The sequence below is a fragment of the Saprospira grandis genome, assembly GCF_027594745.1.
GTDB lineage: Bacteria > Bacteroidota > Bacteroidia > Chitinophagales > Saprospiraceae > Saprospira > Saprospira grandis.
On record NZ_CP110854.1, the window covers coordinates 4,009,170 to 4,031,538 of the forward strand.

Annotated in this window: 18 protein-coding genes; 8 read left to right on the plus strand and 10 right to left on the minus strand. The window is 45.1% G+C overall.

Going from position 1 to position 22,369, the window contains the following annotated elements; all coding sequences use genetic code 11:
• Positions 1-139: 139 nt before the first annotated feature.
• The 3 genes from OP864_RS15795 (at position 140) to OP864_RS15805 (ending at position 1,714) form a co-directional block, all read left to right on the plus strand.
• The gene (locus tag OP864_RS15795) at positions 140-589 is read left to right on the plus strand and encodes a hypothetical protein (protein ID WP_270099116.1); all 450 of its coding nucleotides are present in this window, start codon (positions 140-142) and stop codon (positions 587-589) included.
• Between the two features lie 177 nt (positions 590-766).
• Complete coding sequence (locus OP864_RS15800; RefSeq protein WP_270099117.1) at positions 767-1,204, plus strand: hypothetical protein; 438 nt, start codon at positions 767-769, stop codon at positions 1,202-1,204.
• A gap of 75 nt (positions 1,205-1,279) precedes the next feature.
• A complete protein-coding gene (locus OP864_RS15805) occupies positions 1,280-1,714 on the plus strand; it encodes a hypothetical protein (protein ID WP_270099118.1) in 435 nt (144 codons plus the stop codon).
• Positions 1,715-2,427: 713 nt separating this feature from the next.
• Here OP864_RS15805 and OP864_RS15810 read toward each other — a convergent pair.
• Positions 2,428-3,639 carry a phosphoglycerate kinase gene (locus OP864_RS15810; RefSeq protein ID WP_270099119.1) on the minus strand — a complete coding sequence of 404 codons (1,212 nt, stop codon included), beginning with the start codon at positions 3,637-3,639 and terminating at the stop codon, positions 2,428-2,430.
• A gap of 52 nt (positions 3,640-3,691) precedes the next feature.
• Positions 3,692-4,696 carry a type I glyceraldehyde-3-phosphate dehydrogenase gene (gene gap, locus OP864_RS15815; protein WP_270099120.1) on the minus strand — a complete coding sequence of 335 codons (1,005 nt, stop codon included), beginning with the start codon at positions 4,694-4,696 and terminating at the stop codon, positions 3,692-3,694.
• Between the two features lie 367 nt (positions 4,697-5,063).
• Here gap and OP864_RS15820 point away from each other — a divergent pair, with 367 nt between their 5' ends.
• The 5 genes from OP864_RS15820 (at position 5,064) to OP864_RS15840 (ending at position 16,811) form a co-directional block, all read left to right on the plus strand.
• The gene (locus OP864_RS15820) at positions 5,064-6,239 is read left to right on the plus strand and encodes a Wzz/FepE/Etk N-terminal domain-containing protein (RefSeq protein ID WP_270099121.1); all 1,176 of its coding nucleotides are present in this window, start codon (positions 5,064-5,066) and stop codon (positions 6,237-6,239) included.
• Positions 6,232-7,710, plus strand: coding sequence for an O-antigen ligase family protein (locus OP864_RS15825; RefSeq protein WP_270099122.1), 1,479 nt, complete (start codon positions 6,232-6,234; stop codon positions 7,708-7,710). The genes OP864_RS15820 and OP864_RS15825 overlap by 8 nt, the downstream gene beginning before the upstream one ends.
• Positions 7,697-8,644: a phytanoyl-CoA dioxygenase family protein gene (locus OP864_RS15830; protein ID WP_270099123.1), complete on the plus strand. Its 948-nt coding sequence runs from the start codon at positions 7,697-7,699 to the stop codon at positions 8,642-8,644. Before OP864_RS15825 ends, OP864_RS15830 begins: the two co-directional genes overlap by 14 nt.
• A gap of 233 nt (positions 8,645-8,877) precedes the next feature.
• On the plus strand, positions 8,878-10,170 hold the full coding sequence (locus OP864_RS15835) for a nucleotide sugar dehydrogenase (protein ID WP_270099124.1): 1,293 nt from the start codon (positions 8,878-8,880) through the stop codon (positions 10,168-10,170).
• A 224-nt stretch (positions 10,171-10,394) separates the two neighbouring features.
• Positions 10,395-16,811: a T9SS type A sorting domain-containing protein gene (locus OP864_RS15840; RefSeq protein ID WP_270099125.1), complete on the plus strand. Its 6,417-nt coding sequence runs from the start codon at positions 10,395-10,397 to the stop codon at positions 16,809-16,811.
• 352 nt (positions 16,812-17,163) lie between these two features.
• Here the strand turns inward: OP864_RS15840 and OP864_RS15845 are convergent, their stop codons facing one another.
• The 8 genes from OP864_RS15845 to OP864_RS15880 form a co-directional block, all read right to left on the minus strand.
• Positions 17,164-17,739, minus strand: coding sequence for an RDD family protein (locus tag OP864_RS15845; protein ID WP_270099126.1), 576 nt, complete (start codon positions 17,737-17,739; stop codon positions 17,164-17,166).
• Positions 17,740-17,948: 209 nt separating this feature from the next.
• Positions 17,949-18,443 carry an RDD family protein gene (locus OP864_RS15850; protein ID WP_270099127.1) on the minus strand — a complete coding sequence of 165 codons (495 nt, stop codon included), beginning with the start codon at positions 18,441-18,443 and terminating at the stop codon, positions 17,949-17,951.
• A gap of 56 nt (positions 18,444-18,499) precedes the next feature.
• Positions 18,500-19,024, minus strand: coding sequence for an RDD family protein (locus OP864_RS15855; protein ID WP_270099128.1), 525 nt, complete (start codon positions 19,022-19,024; stop codon positions 18,500-18,502).
• The gene (locus tag OP864_RS15860) at positions 19,021-19,665 is read right to left on the minus strand and encodes an RDD family protein (protein ID WP_270099129.1); all 645 of its coding nucleotides are present in this window, start codon (positions 19,663-19,665) and stop codon (positions 19,021-19,023) included. The genes OP864_RS15855 and OP864_RS15860 overlap by 4 nt, the downstream gene beginning before the upstream one ends.
• The gene (locus tag OP864_RS15865; protein ID WP_270099130.1) at positions 19,647-20,108 is read right to left on the minus strand and encodes a hypothetical protein; all 462 of its coding nucleotides are present in this window, start codon (positions 20,106-20,108) and stop codon (positions 19,647-19,649) included. The genes OP864_RS15860 and OP864_RS15865 overlap by 19 nt, the downstream gene beginning before the upstream one ends.
• An 8-nt stretch (positions 20,109-20,116) precedes the next feature.
• The gene (locus OP864_RS15870) at positions 20,117-21,214 is read right to left on the minus strand and encodes a T9SS type A sorting domain-containing protein (protein ID WP_270099131.1); all 1,098 of its coding nucleotides are present in this window, start codon (positions 21,212-21,214) and stop codon (positions 20,117-20,119) included.
• A 45-nt stretch (positions 21,215-21,259) separates the two neighbouring features.
• The gene (locus tag OP864_RS15875; protein WP_270099132.1) at positions 21,260-21,589 is read right to left on the minus strand and encodes a hypothetical protein; all 330 of its coding nucleotides are present in this window, start codon (positions 21,587-21,589) and stop codon (positions 21,260-21,262) included.
• Positions 21,590-21,751: 162 nt separating this feature from the next.
• Positions 21,752-22,363 carry a DUF975 family protein gene (locus OP864_RS15880; RefSeq protein WP_270099133.1) on the minus strand — a complete coding sequence of 204 codons (612 nt, stop codon included), beginning with the start codon at positions 22,361-22,363 and terminating at the stop codon, positions 21,752-21,754.
• Positions 22,364-22,369 lie beyond the last annotated feature (6 nt).

Sequence of the window (22,369 nt, forward strand, 5' to 3'; positions counted from 1 at the left end):
AGGACACAACTTTATACAGGATATCGAGTACCCTAAGGGGGTAAGTAGACCAGAATATTTTAAAGTTAAGTTATAGGGGCCTCTCCCTAGTAGGTATTGATTGCTGAATGACTTACTATTTAAACATAAAACAAGTGAAATGAAGATAGCTAAAGGGTATGTTAATTCTATAGGTTTATCTTTTAGTGATGAAAAGGAAGATGGAACAAGAGATGGGATTTATAAAGAAGAAATTTTAATAGAACAATGTGTATGTCGTGGAATTTACAGTGCTCTCGCACAATATCAAAAACGAATAGTGATAAAAGATTCTATGATTTCAACACTAGATCTATATGCAGCCCATTTATATGGAGGGCTTACTATTATTAACTCTGTCATAGGAGGTTTCAGATTGATGGATGGTGGCCATAACAGTGAACCTATAATTATTCGTAACTGCGTTTTTTTAGGAGAGGTTAATTTTGAAGAAACTTTGCTTGATAGTGATATTATCATAGAAGACTGTATTTTCCTAAAAGGGCATGACTTTGTGGAAGATATAGGCTATGCAGTAATGAAAGACGAATATTTTAAGGTTAAGATTTAGGGTAGTTGCTTATCCTCTTTGGTCATCGCCGCACAAACCGATTTAGTAAATGTTTTAGGCCGATTTTATCCTAAATTGGTCCGAATGGAGTAAAGTGAAAGGCTACTGAGGAGCAGTAGCCTTTTTTATTGTGAGCGTCTAATTGTATTAATTTTTAATAGGTAATAATTTAAGACTATGGATAAAGTGTATTGTAGAAGCGCTAAAGATCATATAGGCTACGATGATCTACGATTTTCAGATATAGAATTACTTATACTGAGAGAAAATAGCCAGACGGTAATCTTTTTTGATGGGGGGACTTTCTCTCGTAAGGATAGAAAAGAATTTGACCTGTCTCTATTTAGAGAGGTAGATATATCTTTTGATGAACAAAGAAAAGAGGCCAAACTTGTTGATGTACGATACCACTATGATGAGTTAGATCATTATATGTTGTTTGATAACTTTACTATAGTTCAAATTACAAGTCACCCTATAGGCTATGGCGAGACTATCGTACAAACAACCATAAAATATGATGCTGATAGCCAAAAACGCAGCTCTTATAACTCAGCTAAAAGCTCTTATTTAGAGTCTGATATTTGTGAAGATCTGAATCTTGAAGACTGGTAAAACAACAAAATAGTCCTTCAACTTTTTCTGTTCATAGCAGCTAGCCAAAACGATTAGGCACACAAAAATGCAAATATGAAAGAATTATTAGAGAATCCAGTATTAGCGCCCTTTGCTGCTGATTTTAGCTTAGTGGAGGAGGCTAGAGGAAAGGGAATAATTGAATATTTCCACTTAGCTCAAATTAAAAATTATCAGGCTACCTCTTATCTAGGAAATATCGCTTGGGATACTTTTGAGACAGCTCACAGCCTTGAATGGGATCTATTAGATCTAGACGATATTGAGGCTCGTTTGAAAAAATCGTCTTTGTCTGAACATGAGGAGGTATTTTTACAATTGAGATATGGGGAGCCTATCTTGAAAATATCCACAAGTTCATTTATAGCACATTGGTATGAGATATTATATCAGTCGGTAGAAGGATTTCCACTAGCTACAGCAGATGGAAAATTGTTTTTAGAGTGGCTAAATAATCCTAAATCGATATACGCTAACTTCTTAATCTAATATGGGGCCTCCCGCCTTCGGCGGGCGCTACGTTTCGGGGCTCGCTGCTCGCTCGGCCCTGCGGCGGCTTTGCCGCCTTGGTCTGGCCTTCGGCCACCCCTGCACATCGCTAGGCCTGCGGCCCTACGGGCCTGCTATATGGGCCTGTAGGTTGAAACCTACAGCCAATTAACGAATGCATTTTTGTGTTCAATGAAGGGTTAAAACCCTCCATAAATAAACATTTTTTAGTCCGTGCTTTATTCTATTAACGGCTGGGTAGTTTTGCGGCCATGGGCTGAAGCCCATGGTTGTAGACTGAGCAAACTGGCGGGCTAAAGCCCTTGTTTGCTATAAAAATGGAAAAGGTTCGCTCCAAGAAAAAACAACCCTTGTTCAAAGCGGTAGAGGATTTTAATCCTCTCCGCACTATAGATGTAGAATGGGATTGTTGTATGGCTGTAGGTTTCAACCTACAGTTAAAAGGCCCGAAGGGCCGCAGGCCTAGGGGCCTGAAAGGGTGCCGCGTAGCGGCAGACCCAGCCAGCTTGCTGGCGCAGGGCCGAGCAGACCTGCGAGCCCTGACAACCAGCCCCTAAGGGGCGCCAGTTCGATGACCAACGGGAATAAAGGGCCCGGCCGCCTTTGGCGGCAGGCCCCAAAAAATAAAAAGGCAAAAAAAGGCGCAAAGAGAAAACTTTTTCTTTGCGCCTAAATTATTGTACCTAAGTAATTTATTGCTCGATGGCTTTGAGGCCAGGCAATTCATTTCCTTGCAAATACTCTAGGGTAGCGCCACCGCCAGTAGACAGATGGCTAACCGCATGGGCCTTACCCAATTTTTTGAGTGCGGCCACAGAATCTCCGCCACCCACCAAAGAAAATGCACCCTTTTGAGTTGCCTCTACCACCGCTTGGCCGAGCTTTTCGGTCCCTTCGGCAAAGGCGGCAAACTCAAAAACGCCCATAGGGCCATTCCATAAGATGGAGGCCGCCTGTTGAATTTTGGCGATAAAGGCGGCTTGGGCCTTTGGTCCAATATCTAGGCCCATCCAGCCAGTGGGAATATTTTTATTATTGGCCAATTTTTTTTCTGCAGTAGCCGAAAACTCATTAGCGATATAAGAATCTTCGGGGAGAACTACTTGAATACCTTTTTGGGCCGCTTTTTCTAAAAAGTTTTTGGCCAAATCTAGCTTGTCATCTTCCACTAAAGAAGCGCCAACTTCTGCGCCCTGTGCTTTGAGTAGGGTATAGGCCATACCGCCACCAATGAGCAGAACATCTACCTTTTCCACTAATTTTTCGAGCAGCAAAATTTTATCAGATACCTTGGCGCCGCCAACGATAGCCAAATAGGGGCGTTGGGGTTCATGCAATAACTTATTGGCCTGTTCTACCTCTTTTTGCATCAGCAGGCCGATGGCTTTGGCTTGGGGCAAAAAGAAATCGGCCACAACAGCTGTAGAGGCATGAGCGCGGTGGGCCGTACCAAAGGCATCATTGATATAAACATCGGCTAGGGCGGCCAATTCTGCGGCAAAGGCTTTATCGCCTTTTTTTTCTTCTTTATAGAAGCGAGTATTTTCTAGGAGTAGAATTTGGCCATTTTTCAAATTGGCGGCAGCGGCTTGCACCTCTGGGCCAATACAATCTTGCTGAAAAAACACGGCTTGGTCCAAAAGTTCGGATAGGCGTTGGGCGATAGGAGCCAGAGAAAAACGTTGTCGATCGATATCGCCATTGGGCAGGCGTTTTTTATCTGGTCGGCCCAAATGCGAGCAGAGAATCAGGCGGCCCCCTTCTTTTATCAAATACTTGATGGTGGGTAAGGCGGCTAAAATTCTAGAGTCGTCGCTAATATTTTGCTCGCCATCTAGGGGACAATTAAGGTCTAGGCGAACTAAAATGCGTTTATTGGATAAAGAAAGATCGCTAAGCTTCAAAGCAAAAAGATTTTGGTCAAAAAAAAAGGCGGCCCTTAAGGCCGCCACAATATTAAGATTTTTTGGCTAAAAAGAGAGCCGTTTCGGCCAATCGGTTGGCATAGCCCGATTCATTATCGTACCAAGCTACCAGGCGAACTAGGGGACCTTGTTGGCTAGTTAGTGGGGCATCAAAGATGCAAGAGTGAGGATTGCCAACAATATCAGAAGAGACCAGAGGGGCTTCGCTATAGGCCAGAATGCCTTTAAAATCGCCTTGGGCGGCGGCTTTATAGACGGCATTGATTTCCTCGATGCTAGCGCTATTTTTGGGCAAAATGGTCAGGTCGATCAGTGAGCCAGTGGGGACGGGCACCCGCATAGCGGCGGCAGAAATTTTTCCTTTTAGCTCGGGCAAAACCAATTGGACCGCATTGGCGGCGCCGGTGCTGGTGGGCACAATATTGAGGGCAGCGGCACGGGCACGGCGGAGGTCGGAATGCGGAGCATCCTGTAGATTTTGGTCGGCGGTATAGGCGTGAACCGTTTCCATGATGGCATGTTCAATCCCCCAGCTTTCATTAAAGATTTTGAGGATAGGAGCCAGGCAGTTGGTGGTACAAGAGGCATTAGAGTAAATCAGTTGGTTGCTAATGACTTCATTTTGGTTGATCCCTTGTACGATAGTGGGAATGCCTTCACTTTTGGCGGGGGCAGAGAGCAGGACCTTTTTGGCCCCAGCTTGCACATGCTGTAGGGCTTTCTCACGGGTTCTGAAGATGCCCGTACACTCTAGGACCATATCAATCTCTAGGGATTTCCAAGGGAGGGCCTTGGGGTCGCGTTCGGCTAGAATTTGAATCTTTTGTCCATCGATGAGGAGCTGATCCTCTTCCAACTGAACGCTTCCTTGATACGTTCCTTGGCTAGAGTCATATTGGAAGAGATGGGCTAGGCTAGCGGCTGGGGCCAGATCATTGATAGCTACAATTTGAATTTCAGGCATTTGTAGTAGGCGGCGGCAGGCTAGGCGGCCAATGCGGCCAAAGCCATTGATGGCTAAGCGTATTTTGTTCATATTGATTTATATTTCTTTGTTAGCAAATTTCTGTTTCCTTGCTTCGAAGCAAGAAAGATAAGTTAGAAAAAAAGTTTAGCTAGAGAAAGTTTTTTTGTGGAATAATTTACTGGTCCAGTTGGAAAGGCGGCGCAGCCGCCGCTGGGGAGCGCAGCGACCGGCTGAGGGATGGATAGCAGTGGCCGTAGGCCAGACCCAGTTTTTGAGCGTAGCGAAAAAACGCAGGGCCGAGCGAGCAGCGAGCTGCGGCACAGCCCGACCCGCCCGCAGGGCGGGGCAGCCCCAAAAAAAACGGATAAAATGGGACTAAATTTATAGACAGTAGTATTTAAAGAACTTCTTTATTAGCTTTGCGGACTTAGAGCGAATGCGTTCAATAAAACTAGAAGAAACATCCATGATGGAAGAAAACAACTTGGCAGCGGCCAAAAAGCAGGAGTTAGCGTTTAGCCTTTTGGAGGTCATTGGGAGTATTTGGCGTTGGAAAAAGGGCCTAATTATTTTTGTCATTGCGGCCATGGTCTTAACGGCTGTGGTTAGTTTGATGATCCCGAATTATTATAAGGCGCAGGTGACGATTATGCCGGCTAATGAGGAGAAAGACCTGTTTGGTTCTCAGACGAAGAACAATGGTTTGTATGGGGATGAGGATGCGGTGGACCGCTCGATTATTTTTGCCAATTCTTCGCCTTTGGTGGCTTTTATGGTAGATAGTTTTAAGTTGGCCGAGCGTTATGATATTGATGCGAGCACGCCTAAGGGGGAGCATAAGGTGGCCAAGCGTTTTCGGAAATTGTATCAGGTGAAAAAGAATGAATTTTCGGGGATTGAGATCAGTTTGGAGGATCAGGATGCGGCCAAGGCGGCGGAGATGCTTCGGGCAGTTTTGGCCAAATTGGAGGCGATACACAAGCAGGCGACAGGGCCGAGCAAGCGGCAGTTGTTGGGGACCTATGAGCAGGCCTTGAAAGATAAGCGGGAAGAGCTGCGTCGGATTTCGGATAGCTTGTATGTCTTGCGTGCTCGATATAAGATTTATGATGTGAAGCGGCAGGGCGAACTTTTGGCCTCTGCCTTAGTGAAAACGCAGGCTAAATTGGCGGAGGGCGAGGCCAAACTGCAGGCTTTTAAGTCGGTAGGGCGCAAAGACTCGGTGGCGGTTATTTCGGCGCAGATTGCGGGTTATCGCGAGCAGCTCAAGCAATTGAATGAGGAATCGGATACGATCCAATCGGCCATTAACCTAAAGGCCTATAATGAGGGGCGGGAGCGAATTTTGGCCTATGAAAACGAAGTAGAAAACCTAACCGATGACATTGGGGAGATTCGTTCGGAGTTTGCCAAATTTAAGGCGCAGGCGGCTAGTCAGGCTAGTTCTATTATTGTTTTGGAAGAAGTGGAGGTCCCTAAAATCAAGTCTTATCCTCGTCGCTCTTTATTTGTATTGGGGGCGGGCGTTTTGGCCCTAATTATTGGGGTGATGGCTGTTTTGGTCCTAGAACTCAACCGAAAAATTGACTGGAAAGAAGTGCTCGATGCCTAAATTTAGCTTAGATTTTACGATTCATCCGCGTTTGCAGCCCATTAAGCAACAGCTTTTTTGGGCCTTGGCGGCTTTGAGTCTGCTCGCTATATTGGCCAGTTTACTCTTGGAGGAACTGGTCTTTTTGGCCCTGCCTTTTGGGGTCTTGTTGGCCTATCAAGCCTTGGTAGATTATCGGGTCATTTACTATTTGTTGTTTACCACTTTGCCGCTTTCTACAGAGGTGTTTTTTAGTGATAGCTTGGCTACCGATTTGCCCACCGAGCCGCTGATTGTGGGCGTGCTCTTGCTCTATATTTTATTGGTTTTGACCAAGCCCAAAACGATTTCGGGCGCTTTTTGGCTGCATCCGCTCAGCCTCTTGCTCCTTTTGCATTTTGCCTGGACGGCCTTTAGCTGTTTGCTCTCTGATAGCTTTACGATTTCGCTAAAGTTTACCCTCGCCAAGCTGTGGTATATTGGCTGTTTTTATTTTATGACCGGGCATTTGATTCGCAAAGAAAAGCAGCTGCATCATTTGTGGTGGTGGGTGATTATTCCCTTGGCTTTTGCTAGCTTTAAGGTGGTGGCGCATCATGCCTTGCTCGATTTTGGCTTTAAAGAGATTAACCGAGCAACCAGCCCGTTTTTCCGAAATCATGTCAATTATGCGGCGGTGCTGACCTTCTTTTTGCCCATTCTCTACTTTTTTGGCCGCAACCTGAAAAAATGGTCTTGGGGGCAGCTCTTTATTGGGGCCTCTTTTTGCCTTTTCTTTTTTGGTATGCTAACGGCCTACACTCGGGCGGCCTATGTTTCTTTGGTCCTTTCTGTTGTAGCCTATTTTATTATCCAGCTCAAATTGATGCGTTGGGCACTTTTAGGGGCGAGTTTGGCGGTAGTTTTGGCTTTTGGCTACCTCATTAAGGACAATAATTTTATGGAGCTAGCGCCTTCAGAACGGACCATTTCGCATAAAGAATTTGGCGATATTGTCGCCGCTACTTACAAACTAGAAGATGTATCGACTTCGGAGCGCTATTACCGTTGGATAGCCGGTGCACGAATGTCCACAGAGGCCCCTTGGGTCGGTTTTGGCCCAGGTACTTTCTATACCTACTACAAGCAATATAGCCTCAATCGCTTTCAGACCTATGTGTCGGATAATCCCGAACGCTCAGGGATTCACAACTACTTTTTGATGTTGTTGGTGGAGCAGGGCTATTTGGGCATGTTGTTCTTCATCTTTTTCTTATTTTATGGTCTTATTTTAGGCGAAAAAGTCTATCATCAAAGTCAAGATGTTCGACAAAAGCGAGCCACTATGGGCCTGATGATGATGCTCGTGATTATCTCGGCCTTTTTGCTAATGAACGACCTCATTGAAACGGATAAGGTGGGTAGCTTTTTCTTTTTTGCCATGGCCATTTTGGTCAATTTTGATCTCCGCAATCGCGCTTTGCTAAATTCCCCAAAAGATGTCTCTCAATAGTTTTTTGCGCTCTTTCAAACTGACCTATCAGCTGAGTAATATGCTCAACCGCTCTAAGTTGGACTACCTGCGCCCCTTATACAAAAAGTACGGCATCAAAAAGGCGCCGCATGCCCCTATTTCCTATGCCGATTTTAAGGATTTACCGCAGGATGACCTCCCTTTTTGGGACCGACATTCTTTGGCCCAAGCCGCCGATAAAAATGCCGATTTTCAGGCTTTTTCGCCCCTGATTCAGGATAGTATTCGCTCTTGGTCCGAAAAGGGCTATGCCATTATTCCAGGCTATTTTGCCCAAGAGGCCGAGGCTGTCAATCAGGAAATTGAGCAGTTATTGGCCCAGAAAAAAATTGCCTTTCGCTATGGCAATAAATTGATGTTTGTCTGGAAAAAATCGCCTTTGATAGCCAGCTTGGGCCAAAAACCAGAGCTCATCCGCCTGCTTTCTTTTTTGTTGGGCCGGCCCGTAGAGCTCTTCCAATCGATCAACTTTTTGCAGGGTAGCGAGCAGCGGGCGCATTCCGATTTGATCCACATGACGACTCATCCGTTGCATCATCTGATTGCCGTTTGGGTGGCCCTAGAAGATATTAAAATTCCGCAGGGGGCCCTATTTTATTACCCCGGCAGCCATAAACTCCCCTTTGTCTCTAAGCTCGATTTTGAGCATGGCGGCAGCGCTTTTCGGCTCGGCAAAAATGCCTACAAAGCCTATGAGGATAAAATTGAGGCCCAAATCAGAGCAAAACAACTGAAAAAAGAATATTTTGAGGCCAAAAAGGGGGACATCCTGATCTGGCATGCCAATTTATTGCATGGGGGCAGCCCCATCGCCTCGGCCGAGCTCAGTCGCAAAAGCATGGTCTTTCATTATTATGCAAAAGACGTCATTCGCTACCATGAAATTAGTGAGCGACCAAGTTTAATGCAGTAATTTTGGGGCCTCCCGCCTTCGGCGGGCGCTACGTTTCGGGGCTCGCTGTTCGCTCGGCCCTGCGCGGGCTTCGCCCGCTTGGTCTGGCCTTCGGCCCCCCCTGCACATCGCTAGGCCAAAAGCGCGGGCCAAGGCCCGGAGCGCAGGCGGCCAAGCCGCCTGCCCAAAAGCTAAAATTTGGCCCAAAATCTGAAGCAGCAGCCCTTTTTCCATGAGTTCATAAAAAGAAGTAAATGTATCAAGCACTTATTGCCCAAGAAAAGAAATTAGCAGTTATTGGTCTAGGTTATGTGGGCTTGCCCATCGCCTTGGCCTTTGCCAAAAAACTATCGGTTATTGGTTTTGACATCAATGCCGAAAGAGTGGCCCAAATGCAACAGCAGCAAGATCCCTCTAAGGAGTTGGATGCCCAAGCTTTTGAAGGAGCCGATATTGTCTTTAGCCATGAGCTAGAGGATTTGCGCCAAGCCCATTTTTATGTGGTGGCCGTGCCTACGCCTATTGATAGCCATCGCAGCCCCAATCTTCATCCTTTGCTCTCGGCCTCCAAAACGGTGGGCCAAGTGCTCAAGAAAGGCGATTATGTCGTTTTTGAGTCTACGGTTTATCCCGGTTGCACCGAAGAAGATTGTGTCCCTATCCTAGAAGCCGAATCGGGCCTAAAGGCAGGCCTAGATTTTAAAGTGGGCTATTCGCCCGAGCGCATTAACCCCGGAGATAAGGAGCGCACTATCGAGAAGATTGTCAAGGTGGTTTCTGGAAATGATGAAGAGGCCCTAGAAAACATTGCCCAAACCTATGAGCTCATTATTGAGGCCGGGGTGCATCGGGCCAGCAGCATCAAGGTAGCCGAGGCCGCCAAGGTCATTGAAAATACCCAGCGCGACCTCAACATTGCTTTGATGAATGAGCTCTCTATCATTTTTGATAAAATGGACATCAATACCTATGAGGTCTTGAAAGCCGCAGGGACCAAATGGAACTTCCTCAATTTTTATCCGGGCCTAGTGGGCGGCCACTGTATTGGGGTAGACCCTTATTACTTGACCTACAAAGCGCAGCAACTCAACTATAACCCCCAAGTAATTTTGAGTGGCCGCCGCATCAACGATAATATGGCCGAATATGTGGCCAAAAAGGCCTTGCAATTTATTTTGCAGACCGATACGCATCCCAAATCGGCCAAGGTATTGGTGAAGGGCATTACCTTTAAGGAAAATGTAGCCGATATTCGCAACTCTAAAGTGGCGGATTTGATTGCGGCCCTAAAAGATTATGCCTTGCAAGTAGAGGTGGTTGACCCCTATGCCGCAGCCGATGAAGTGGCCCATGAATACGGCATCGAATTGGCCGATGAGGTCGGAACAGACTACGATGTTGTCATTGTGGCCGTAGCCCATAAGGAATACAAGCAGCTAGATGCCGCTTATTTTCGTTCTATAAGCAAAGAGGGCGCACCTATTTTGGACCTTAAAAATTTATATGCAAATTGGGCGGAGGATTTGCCTGCTCGTTGGACACTTTAGGTTTTTTATTTACAATAAATTTTTAGTATAAATCCTGTAGAAGAGTACATCTTTTATGGGATTTCTTTATCTTAGAAATTGATCTAACTTGCTTCAATATTTGCCAGATTAGAAAGGACTTTATCGCACTTTTACAGTCTAGAGTAGACTAGCAAGTTAGGACATAACCCAAGGCCCATTCTATAGCACAGGACAGCCCCCTAAAAGAAAAAAAACATAAGCTTATGCGAGAGATGAATCTATTTGTATTATTTATGATTTTACTTTTGCCTCTTCAGGCTCAGGTTGATTTAGGGGGGGACCAGCCGCTTTGCCCTGGTAGTAGTTTGACCTTAGATGCGGGCAATTCGGGCAGTAGTTATTTGTGGAGTACGGGAGCTACTGGACAGATGATAACTGTGAGTAATCCAGGGATTTATTGGGTAGATGTGGATGCGGGTTCGGGTCCTGTTCGAGATAGCATTGAGCTCTTGGCCGTGACGCCTTTGTCGGGACCAACATATTTATCAGATACCACAGTTTGTATTGGGAATTCTTTATTATTTTTGGGAGATCCTTCTGCGGCATATCAGTTTTGGTCTAGCCCTTTAGGAGGAATTTTGGGAGAGGGAGATAGTTTGTCTATGCTGCTACAGCAAGAGGACAGTTTGTATTGGAATGCCTACGCAAGTAGTTTGCAATATAACCGAGGCGAGCAGCAAAGAGGAACTACTTCACAGTCTGGATTTTATGCAACGGGTAATTATAGAGGGATTCGTTTTGATGCCAAAAAGTCCTTTGTATTGAGATCTGTAGAGGTGGGCTTTGATGGCAGTTTTACAGGCCAAATTAGTTTGCTAGATGCTTCGGGGCAGTCGTTGGCAACTTATACCGTGCAGACGGTAGGGCCCGGTGTTTTTGTTTTGCCCTTAAACTTTTCAGTGCCGCAGGCCAATGGCTTAGAGCTGCGTTTGACAGGGAGTGGTGGGCAGTCTTATATGGAATACCCCTATTCTAATTGGGCAAGTCATGATTATGAGGAGTTGAAATTGGTGGAGGGGACTCCCTATTCGGTGGTTTATAGCTCTTTTTATAATTGGCAGATAGAGCGTTTTGCTTGTCCTGAGCAGCAAGGGGTTGCTTTAGGAAGTTTGTATACTCCTAGTACAGATTTTCCAGAAGATACTTTGAGTTGTGGCAGTTCTGTTTTCTTGGATGCAAGCAATTCGGGACCAACAATTTACAACTGGAGCAATGGAGCGACTACCAGCAGCATTTTAGTAGGGAGTACACAGCAAGTTAGCCTAAGTATGACAGATAGCAGCGGAAGCTGTAGTTTTACGGATAGTATTTATGTGGAGGTGTTGCAGCCTCAGGGGCTGTATACAAATTTTACGGATAGTACAGCTTGTTTGGGCCAAACCTTAATCTTAGAAGCTTATAATGCCGCTAATACTACCTTTTGGCGTAGACAGGCTGATGATAGTCTATTGGCTATTGGCAACAACTATGCTCTGACGGTAAGGGGGGCAGATAGTCTTTATGCACAAAGTTTTGGTGGCTATGAAATCTTGAGTCGGGGAGAAGAGCAACGAGGAACAACTTCACAGGCTAACTTTTATAACTTAGGAAATTATCGAGGAATAGTATTTAACGCTCTAACAGACTTTTATTTGGAATCAGTGGATATAGATCTGAATGGAGGGTTCTTAGGGGAGATACAGTTGCGTTCGCCTTCTGGGCAAATACTGCTGACTCAATCTATTAACACGGCTAATGCTGGAAGTCATACCTTGGTCCTTAACTTTACGGTACCTGCGGGCAATGGGATGGAATTGCGTTTAGTTGGTGCTGGTGGGCAAATGTATATGGAGTACCCCTACAGTAATTGGTCTAGTTTACAGTATCCTGAATTAGAATTTGTAACGGGAACTCCTTATGGGACTGTTTATGCAGGCTTTTATAACTGGAAAATTCGGGACTTCAAATGTGAAGAGCGGGCTTTGGTTCATTGGGATGCAGCTTATACGCCCTTAGTTGATTTCCCGACAGATACCATTAGCTGTGGAGCCAATGTTTTACTGGATGCAAGCAATCTGGGGCCTACTATGTATAGCTGGAGTGATAGCAGCCAACAACCACAGCTTTTGGTTAGTAATAGTGGTCCTTATACCATTGACTTAGTAGATAGCACTGGCACTTGTGCTAGCCGAGACAGTATCTATGTAAATATTGTAGCCCCTTTGGGGGCCAGCAGCTCTTTGAACGACAGCAGCATTTGTGTGGGGCAAGAAATAAGCTTTTTGGCTCAATCAGCAGGCAGCCATCGTTTTTGGAGAGACTTTAACGGGCAGCTTTTAGCCGCTACAGATAGTCTATCTTTGCTGGTACAACAAACAGATAGCTTTTACTTGCAAGCTTTTGGCGCTTATGCCTTGAACACTAGAGGCGAAACACAAAGAAATACAACTACACAAGCAGGTTATTATAATGTGGGGAATTATCGAGGACTTCGTTTTAATGCCTTGACTGATTTCTACTTGGAATCTGTGGAAATAGATTTTAATGCTCCTTTTAGTGGTAGCGTACAGCTACTAGATGCCTCGGAGCAAATTTTGGCTACAGCCACAGTTAATGCCACAGCTGCGGGAACCCTACTACAAACCCTTAACTTTGTGGTTCCAGCGGCCAATGATTTAGAGTTGCGCCTAGTTGGAACTGGCGGGCAGGTCTTTGTGGAGTTTCCCTATTCAAATTGGTCTAGTTTGCAGTATGCCGATTTAGAAATATTGGGGGGAACACCTTTTTCCACAGTTTACAACTGCTTTTATAATTGGCAGCTTCGGGAGTATTTCTGCGAGGAGCGAGATACGGTAAATATCGACGCCTTGACTACCCCTACTTTTGACTTCCCTCAGGATAGTTTAGTTTGTGGGCAACAAGTAACCTTAGATATGAGCTACCTTTCTGCGGGCAGCTATAATTGGAGTAATGGCAGCAGTTCGCCTAGCATTCAGCTCACGCAATCTCAAAATATAGAACTGTCAGCGGCTATCGGAAGTTGTAGTTATCAAGATAGTATGCAGCTCTATATTGTAGATACCGTTGCTTTTCAATTGAATGATACGGTTTCTTGTGGTGGCGACTTAACCTTAGCCGCCAATGGAGATAGCTCGGGTATTTACCTTTGGTGGGATGCCGCTCAAGCTGGTCAGCTTTTGCATCAAGGACAAAACTATACTACAACTTTGTACGATAGTAGCCAGTTTTTTGTAGAAGCCTATGCCAAGTTTCCAGAGATAACCACAGTAGGCTTTACGCAAAATAATAATACCACCCAAGGCGATTATTTTATCTTGCCTTCTGACCGTAGAGGAATTCGTTTTGATGTGGCCGAGGATATTTATTTGGAAACGGTTGATTTTTATGCCAATGGTCTAGTTAATGGCCGAGTACTAATTTTGGACCCTAACGGCCAGTCTATTCATGAGCAGTTTTATAACTTCAATCATTTTGGCGCACTCACCATTGATATAAACGTATTTTTGAGACAGGGGACCGGCTACCAAATCCTTTTTGAGAAGTATGCGGGAACAGGGGCCCTTTATGCCGATTATCCCACGGCTTACCCCTTAGACTATGGCGCGATTCAAATGCAGGAGGGGGTGCCCTTTACTCAGGTGTATTACTATTTTTATAATTGGAAGTTGAGCGAACTGAGCTGCCCTAGCCAAAGACAAGCGATGAATGTAGATGTCCTTCCAACAATTAACACCAACTGGGGAAGAGACTCTACAGCCTGCGGAAATAGCCTAACCCTAGATCTTAGCTACCCTAATGCTAGTTATCTATGGTCTGACGGAAGTGTGACCCCAACAATTACACTTAGTCAAAGTGATACGGTCTGGGTCCAAGCACAAATAGGAAGCTGTACCACAGAAGATACCCTGATTATTTATCTAACCAACCCCCCTAGCTTTAATCAGTTGCCCAATGATACCACAGTTTGTGCCTCTGGAATCGATATTTTTGCAAGCAGTACCGGCTATACCCAAATTTGGTATGCCGATTCTATCGGACAACAAATTTTGGGCTACGGAGATAGCTTGCACCTAACCGTTGCAGATAGTCAAACCATCTGGCTCGAGGGAGTAGACTTTATGCATTCTTCTCAATTTTATGGATGGCAAGAGTTCCCTACCCTAAATGGCTCTTATGAAGAAATTGGCAACTCTTTCTACCCCGAAAGAGGACTCTTCTTTGACGCCCAAGAACCCCTACTAATTGACCAGTTTTCTGTTTTTGCAGACTCTAGCGCAGAAGTCGAAATTGTACTGCTAGACCGTTTTGGCTATAGCTTGTATCGCCAAAATTATAACTTGCAGTTAGGAGAAAATATAATCAGCCCCCACTGGTTTGTACCTCAAGCTAATGGTTATCGACTAACTATCCGGATGATTTGGGGAAAAGGTATTTATACCATAAATAGTTTCTCTTACCCACTAACTACTACTGCATTAACTATTCAATCTGGATACCCTCTAGCTTTAGGAACTTCTTACCCCGCCTTCTTCCGATGGGAAATTAGCCGCCTAGCTTGTGCCACTAACCGTATCCCCATTCAAGTTAATGTGCCCCCAAAACCAATCATCAGCATGCCTTCTGATACCGCTATCTGTGGATCTGCCAATAACTTAACACTTTCTGCCACAACAACGAACCCCAATTATCAATACCAATGGAGTATGGGCGATACAAGCAATCAAGTTCATCTTAACCAAGCCGGTAGCTATAGCGTTACCGTGACCAATATGGGCCTTTGCGAAAGCCGAAAAAGCTTTGACCTGCAGCTGCTTTCACCCCCATTGCCCTATTTTGCCAGCGATAGTAGTATCTGTAGCTCTAGAACATTAGATATGTTGGCTCCGCCCAACAATGGAATCCTACAATGGCAAAATAGTCAGTCGGTGGCCTTCTTAGGGGCTCCATATACCGCCTATATAGATAGTAGCCAAAGCTTTATTATCCAAAATCAAGCAAAGGCCTATACCCGATTAGGCGAACAAATGGCCCCCAACCCACAAAACCTTAACCAATATCAACCCTTTGTGTTGCCCAACCTCTTTGATGTGGCGCAGCCGATGCTGCTCGATTCGGTGGCGGTTTATGCCGCAACAGCCCCCACTACGGTGGAGCTGGTCCTTCGAGATAGCAGCAGTCAGGAGCTAGCCCGAAAGAGCTTTACTATCCAACAAGCACAAACAAAGGTGTTTTTACCCGCCAATTTCTTTATTCCGACGGGCAATGGGTACCGCTTAGAATTAGTGGGTCTAAATAGCGACTTTTTGATCCAACAAAACTTAAGTTATCCCATTAGCTCTAATGCGCAATTGGCAACACTTACTGGAACCAGCTTGCCTGGCCTTAGCTATAGTCCTTTCTTCGATTGGCATTTTGGCTATGGGATGTCGGGCTGTGCCGCAAACCAAACCGATAGCTTTAGCGTAAATGTACGCCTGCCTTCTGTTTTAGCCGATAGCTTGTTTAGCTGCGATACCACAGTACTCGATGCTAGCTTTGCTCAAGCCCAATCTTATCACTGGAATACCGGCGAAACAACAGCAAGTATTATCGCCGATACAACAGGCCTTTATTATTTGAGTATGGATGCCGGAAATGGCTGCCAAACTAATGACTCTATCTTCTTTTACCTACCAGAACCTCTCGAATTACCCGCAGATGGCCCTCTTTGTACCGATGAACTTAGTAGTAATTATACGGATAATATGGCCCAAAGCTTTAGCTGGTCTACGGGCGAAACAACAAGCCAGATTATTCCCCCTAGCCCCGGAAATTATAGCCTCAGTTTGCTCGATAATTTTGGTTGCCAGCTTTCGGATTCTATCTTTATTAGCCAGTTGGCCAGTCCGCCTGTTGTAAATATCGGCTCGCTGCTCCCTATTTGCGACAACCGTTTGCTCGATGCGGGTTTTGGCAACCAAGGCTATAGCTATAGTTGGTCTACTGGCGATACCACACAGACCGTTTTGGCCAGTTCGGCTGGGGTCTATGAGGTGACGGTAACGGCCCCAACAGGCTGTAGCGGACAAGATTCGGTCATTTTGTATCAGGATAGTTTGCCCACGGCCAATTTTAGCTATACGGTCAGCGGCACTTCGGTGAGCTTTAGCAATTTGTCGGTCAATCAAACGAGCCAAGTTTGGTATTTTGGCGATAGCACGGCTACTAGTTTTGGCAGTCCCTTCCATTTTTATCCCGATACGGGCTGCTATGAGGTTCGTCTCTATGCCTACAACGACTGCGGTTCGGATACGATTATTCAGGCTTTGCCGCTGGGGGTAGATCCCGCAACTTGCCAGCTCGGCACGGCAACGCTTTCCCTGGTCCAAGTTTATCAAGAGCTGCAGCTTTTCCCCAATCCCTCTTCGGGGCAGCTGAATGTACAGCTCAAGGCGGCCCCTTTATCAGATGGCGAACTTCGGATTTATAATTTATCTGGACAGTTGCTCAAACGGACCAATTGGCCGGCTGGGCAGCAGCTACAAGCTTTGCAGTTAGACGATTGGCCCAATGGCCTTTACCTGTTAGAGCTGCATTTGCAAGGCGAAAGCTGGCGAAAACGCTTTGTCTTAACGCACTAAATGAAGAAAGCCTCCAACTGTTTTAGCTGGGGGCTTTTTTATGTTTTTTTGGGGCCTGCCGCCTTCGGCGGCCGGGCCCTTGCTGGGCTCGCAGGTCTGCTCGGCCCTTCGCTTTTTTCGCTTTGCTCAAAAAGCTCGGTCTGCCGCTGCGCGGCACCCTTTCAGGCCCCTAGGCCTGCGGCGGCTTTGCCGCCTGCTAGCTGTGGCTGCTGGTTGAAACCAGCAGCCATATAACAGCGGTATTGCTTCGCAATGATCTATAAATGAGGGCTAAAGCTCTCATAAAGTGAACTGCCGAAGAAGAAGGCCAAAAGAAAAAATGGATGAGCCATTTTTGCACTGCGGTTTGGCCTTACTGCTTTTTCTTTTGGGGTCTTTGCTGTAAAAAACAATCAAAAAAGCGGTCGTAAATAGCCAGTTGCTGGCCATTTTTGCTGCTTTCTTCGGTTTGTTGAAGTGCATAGAAGTAGTTGCCGCCCAAAAAGACGAGGAGGACAAAGAAAACCAGAAGTACATGTTCTCCAAGAATAAATAAAACAAATGGTCCACAAAAAATTAAGGTCTTAAGAGCAGCTCGTTTTACCCAAAGCCAGTAGCTTTTTTTGGGCGAGCTCCAATATAGGCCCAGCAAAAACTTGCCAAAAGTGGCTTTCATGGGGCTGGTTTCAAAGGCCCAATGGTAGGCAAAAACAATAGCCGTAAAAAAGGGAATCCAGTTGAGCTTTTGCCCCAAGCGATTGGTATTCAGGGCTTGGGTATACTTTGCTGAAGAAGGGTCTAGACTAAGCTGTTGATAATAGAGCTCATATATTTGTTCTGAAAATAACTGAGAGAGATAAACAGAGAGCACTAAACAAAGAATGAGGTCCAGAAAGCTGGCAATTGTTCTTCTTTGTAGTCTGTCGCTTAAGTCTTTAGATAATGCCATATTGGGGTAGCGTTTATAGAGCGGAAAAGAAATTTAGCAGGGGCCAAAAAGGCCAAAAGCAGGGCGGCCGCCTTCGGCTGAGGGATGGATAGCAGTGGCCCGAAGGGCCAGACCCAGCCGCCTTTGGCGGCGCAGGGCCGAGCAGACCTGCGAGCTGCGGCACAGCCCGACCCGAGCGAAGCGAGTGGGCAGCCCCAAAAAACAAACAGCTAGCTTTCTTCCTCTGGCAAATAAGTAAAATAGCTATTGCTCATTAGGCCGTGTAGTAATTGGCCCCGAGGGTGTTTATAAATCATTTTGCTACCAATGAGGAGGATGCCCAAGTAGATAGCGCCCGCGAAGAAAAAAAGGTCCTGATCATAAACATACATATATATCGGAATGTTGACGACGGTCGCCTTGATGAATAAACGAATAGAAAACTGAATAAAAGACGGTTTTTTTCCCTTTGTAGTGACCAATATTAAGTTCTTTAGATGTTGCATTGGGCTGGCCGACCAGAGCGAGAAAGCCGTATAATGATAGGCTAGGGCCACGCCAAGTTGGATAATCCACCAATAGAGCCAGTAATCTTGAAAGTACAGTTGTGATAGTAGTGGACTAACATCCGCTAGAATATTGATGCCCATGATGGAAAGAGCAACGATAATTATGCTATCTAGGACAAAAGTCAAAATACGGACACTAAATTCAACTTTTTGCATGATTTGTTTGGGCTGTAGTCCTCACTTGAGCTCAAGTAGGAAGTAAAGAATAAAATTTAGCGCTTTTTTTTCTCTGGCAAATAGACAAAATGGCTATTACTCAGTAGTCCATGAAACATTTGTCCCTTGGGGTTTTCATAAATCATTTTGCTGCCGATAATGAAAATGGCCAAGTAAATTAGGCCCGAAAAGAGAAAAAAGTCGCCATCATAGACAAATAAAAAAAGCGGAACATTGATGATCAGGGTTTTGAGAAACAGGCGAAAAAGAAAGCTCAAAACGGATAACTTTTGTTCCTGAGCATTGACCAATTTTAGGCGGGCCAGCCGTTGGGCGGGGCTAGCGCTCCAAACCGACCAAGAAACATAATGGTAGCCTAGGGCGAGGGCCAGTTGGATGATCCACCAATAGAGCCAATCGTTTGGGGGGAGCAAATTTTGAATCTCCTGGCCCAAAGAGGCATAAGGATGCAGGCGGATCTGCTCTAAGAGGCCAATCACAACAACTGAAAAGACAACAATAGTAATGCTGTCTATAGCAAAGGTCATAATTCGGGCAGTAAGTTCAACTTTTTTATTCATCGGTATTTATTTTGGCGTTCTTTAAGGCGTTCCGCTTCGGTTTCTTCGGCCCAAAAGTCTTCCTCCATTCGCTCTAGAGAAATTTTGGCTTCCTTTTCCTTTTTGGCTAGGGTCCAGCCCGACCAGCTATCATGAAAAAGCTGGCCCAAAGATGTCTGCCGAGCTTCATTGTAAAACATAAATAGCATCAGAAAATAATAGGCGCCTACGCCTAAAAAAAAGCCATCTTCCAGAAAAAAGACAAAGCTCATCGGAATAAGCAGCAGGAACAGAATTTTACTCCAAATATGAATATGGATACTCCCCCAAGATAAGGGCTGTTCGGCTTCTTTGCCCACCGCCTGCCAATAGAGGCCCAAAAGGCGCTGCCCAAAAGTGGCCCGCCAACTAGAACGCAAGCCCATATATTGATAGGCCAGACTAAAGGCGATAAAAAAGCCAAGCGCAAAGGTAAAATCGCTGCCATCGGGGGTGCCGCCCCAAATTTCAAGCAGTTTGTCCATCATCTTGACAATAAAGGGCAGCTCTTTCATCCCAATAAGCAGCCCAATAATTACGGCCAGATGAATAGCCGTATCTATGCCAAGGGCCAGAATGCGGCGGCCAAAATGAGGGGGAGGAGTTAAGGTTTTTTTCGCCATATTGGGTTTGTTGAAATTAGCTTCTGTTTGGCCCATTTATCGGGATATAAGGGGTAGCTGAGAAATAGTAGCTGATAATAGCTAACGAATAAAAAAGCATAGTAAGGGATAAGGATTAAGAAAAAGCCCTTTTCTATGCAAATTAAAAGAAGAGGGAAGTTAAGGAGAAAAAGCTTATAGATTAGCCTTTTGAGTAGTTGTTTTTGATTGGGCCGCTCCCAAACTAAACCCAAAACTATTTTGCCTAAAGTTCGCTTAAAAACAGATTGACAAATATAACTGTAGGCAATGTAAAAGCTCAGGTAGAGCCCCCAATAAAGGACGAAACTCGGAAGCTTCAGGGCAGCAAGAAAAGAAACAAGGCCCAACTCTCGACTAAAAAACAAGAGTAGGGCCATGAGGAGATGATCTAATAAAAAGGCAGAGCGTCTGGCGACAAGCATTTTTTGAACTATTTTCCATGATGGATAAACTTAAAGCGCTCTTTTTCTCCATTTTGTTCAACTTCTACAAAATAAATTCCCGCAGCGGCCCGAAAATCGACCTCATGCAAGCTACTTTGAGGGCTGGCTTTTTCATAAAGCAACTGCCCCGCCGTATTATAAATTCGAATAGTTGCTGGGGCTGCTTTGTTTAGCACAATATTAAAGGAGCCTTGATTGGGGTTGGGGTAAATCCCTTGGCGAATATTAGAAGAGCTATGAGATGCAGGGCTTGTTGAGGTAATAGCGAAGCAGTTATTGCTGCTTTGCATATCGTAAGTTTTTAGGCAGTGACAAGCATAGTCATTAAAAACGACTCGCCGCCCATCTGCTGATAGCGCTAGGGCTTTGCCAAATTTACCATTACTTCTGTTGTTGCCTTCAATTTGAGCAAAGGGGGTTTTCCATTGATTATTGCACCAAGCATAGCTCCTGATATAGCCCGTATTATTGCCGCTTGGGGCAGCTACCACAATGACAGTTCCATCTGCACTAATTGTTACGGATTCCCCAAAAAAGGCTTGACTATCTGTAGATCTTATTTCTTGTCCTTTAAGGTTAAATTGGCTGCCATCAAACTCATAGGCTCTAAAACGACCTGGACTTGGCGCAGGAGGAGGACCATAGGGGTTAGGCGTAGTTCCCTGCGCCTGAGCCATCACAAAATGCTCTCCCGCTCCAGAAAAGGCAATAGACATTTCGCCAACTAAAGAATAATGGTTAGTTAATGTCGATTGATGCTGCCAGTTTTGACCATCCCAATGAAGGTAGTCTAGGTATTTGCTCGCTGAGGCAGGGCTATGAAAGCCACCTAGAATGGCCCAATATTCACCATCTGCACTAAGCCCCATATCTCGACCATAACGACCATTATAATGTTGGCCCTCAATAGGTACACCCTTGAGTTGCCAGCTATTATTTTCCCAGCGGTAGTTATAAAGCATCCCTACATTATCTATAAGTTCATACTGCACAGAGGCCGAGATGACAATACTTTCTCCATTCGCACTAAAGGCCAAACTGCTGCCAAAGCTCCCGCTATTATAAAAATGGCTGTTTTCTGTCAAATCTTGCCCCTTTTGCTGCCAATCGCTGCCGTTCCAAGCATATATTTATACATAGCCTATCTCTCGACCACTACTGTCAGCATAGCTACATTTCTGGGCTAAAGTTAGCCCATCTTCACTCATCGCTATAACATCCCAAGCCGATGAATCAATAATTTGGCTGCCCTTTTGGCGCCAATCTTCTGCCTGGCTGTCCCAATAGTAAATACTAATGATGCCTTGCTCACTAACAGCCAACTGCTGTCCATTCTGGCCTAGGGCCAAGCTGCGCTTACTCTCAACATAATGCATGAGGTCGGTTCCTGCATCTTGCCATTGTCCAAATAATAGAACCGATAAGAATAGATAGCAGGTAGAAAGGGAAAATCGTTTCATGAGGAGAATTTTATTAAGTGTTGTTTAATATAGTACACTTTGGTTAAAGTATATTATTAAGACCTTAAAGCTTTACCTAAGGTTGTAATTTAGTTCCTTTTAACCAAAAAAGAGCTATGAGACCCTCGTCCCACAGCTCTTAAAACCAAAACTTAATCTATGCTAAGACAAACGCTTAGATAACTGCGCATAACTATAGGCCTCTAAACCCAAATAAAAAGGAAAATAGAGGATGTAGTAAATCGAAAACAAATAAGGACCTACCTCCGGAATAACCAAAAACAAGGGAAAGGGAAGAAAAGAGATTACCTTAGCCGCAAATAAACTCCACTTATAACCATGCGTAATCTTATTGCTCTGACTAAGGGCCTCTGAAGGCGATAGCTCCTTGTCGAGCAAAATATACAAACTCATAGAGTAGCTATAAGACAAAATAAGCCCCGGAATAATCGCAAATACATAAGCCGGCCCCAAAATCATATTGTACAAACCCGCCCAAAGAAAAAATTCACCCATGTTCTTCCGATAACGACCATCAAATATAGCAAGGGGGTTCACTGCTTTACCCTTGCTCATCTCTACCGGCAAAGAAAAAAGTGCAATAGTGGTCCCTACGTTTACATACGGAATCCAAATCGTAAGCATCCATAGTAAGGAAGCCCCCAACAAGGACAAAAAGTTTTTGAGGCCCCAAACAAAACCTTTGCTCAAGAGCTGCCCCATGCCTAACTCAACCACTACAGCCGATGACTGTGCATTTGATACATCTTTCATGCTTAA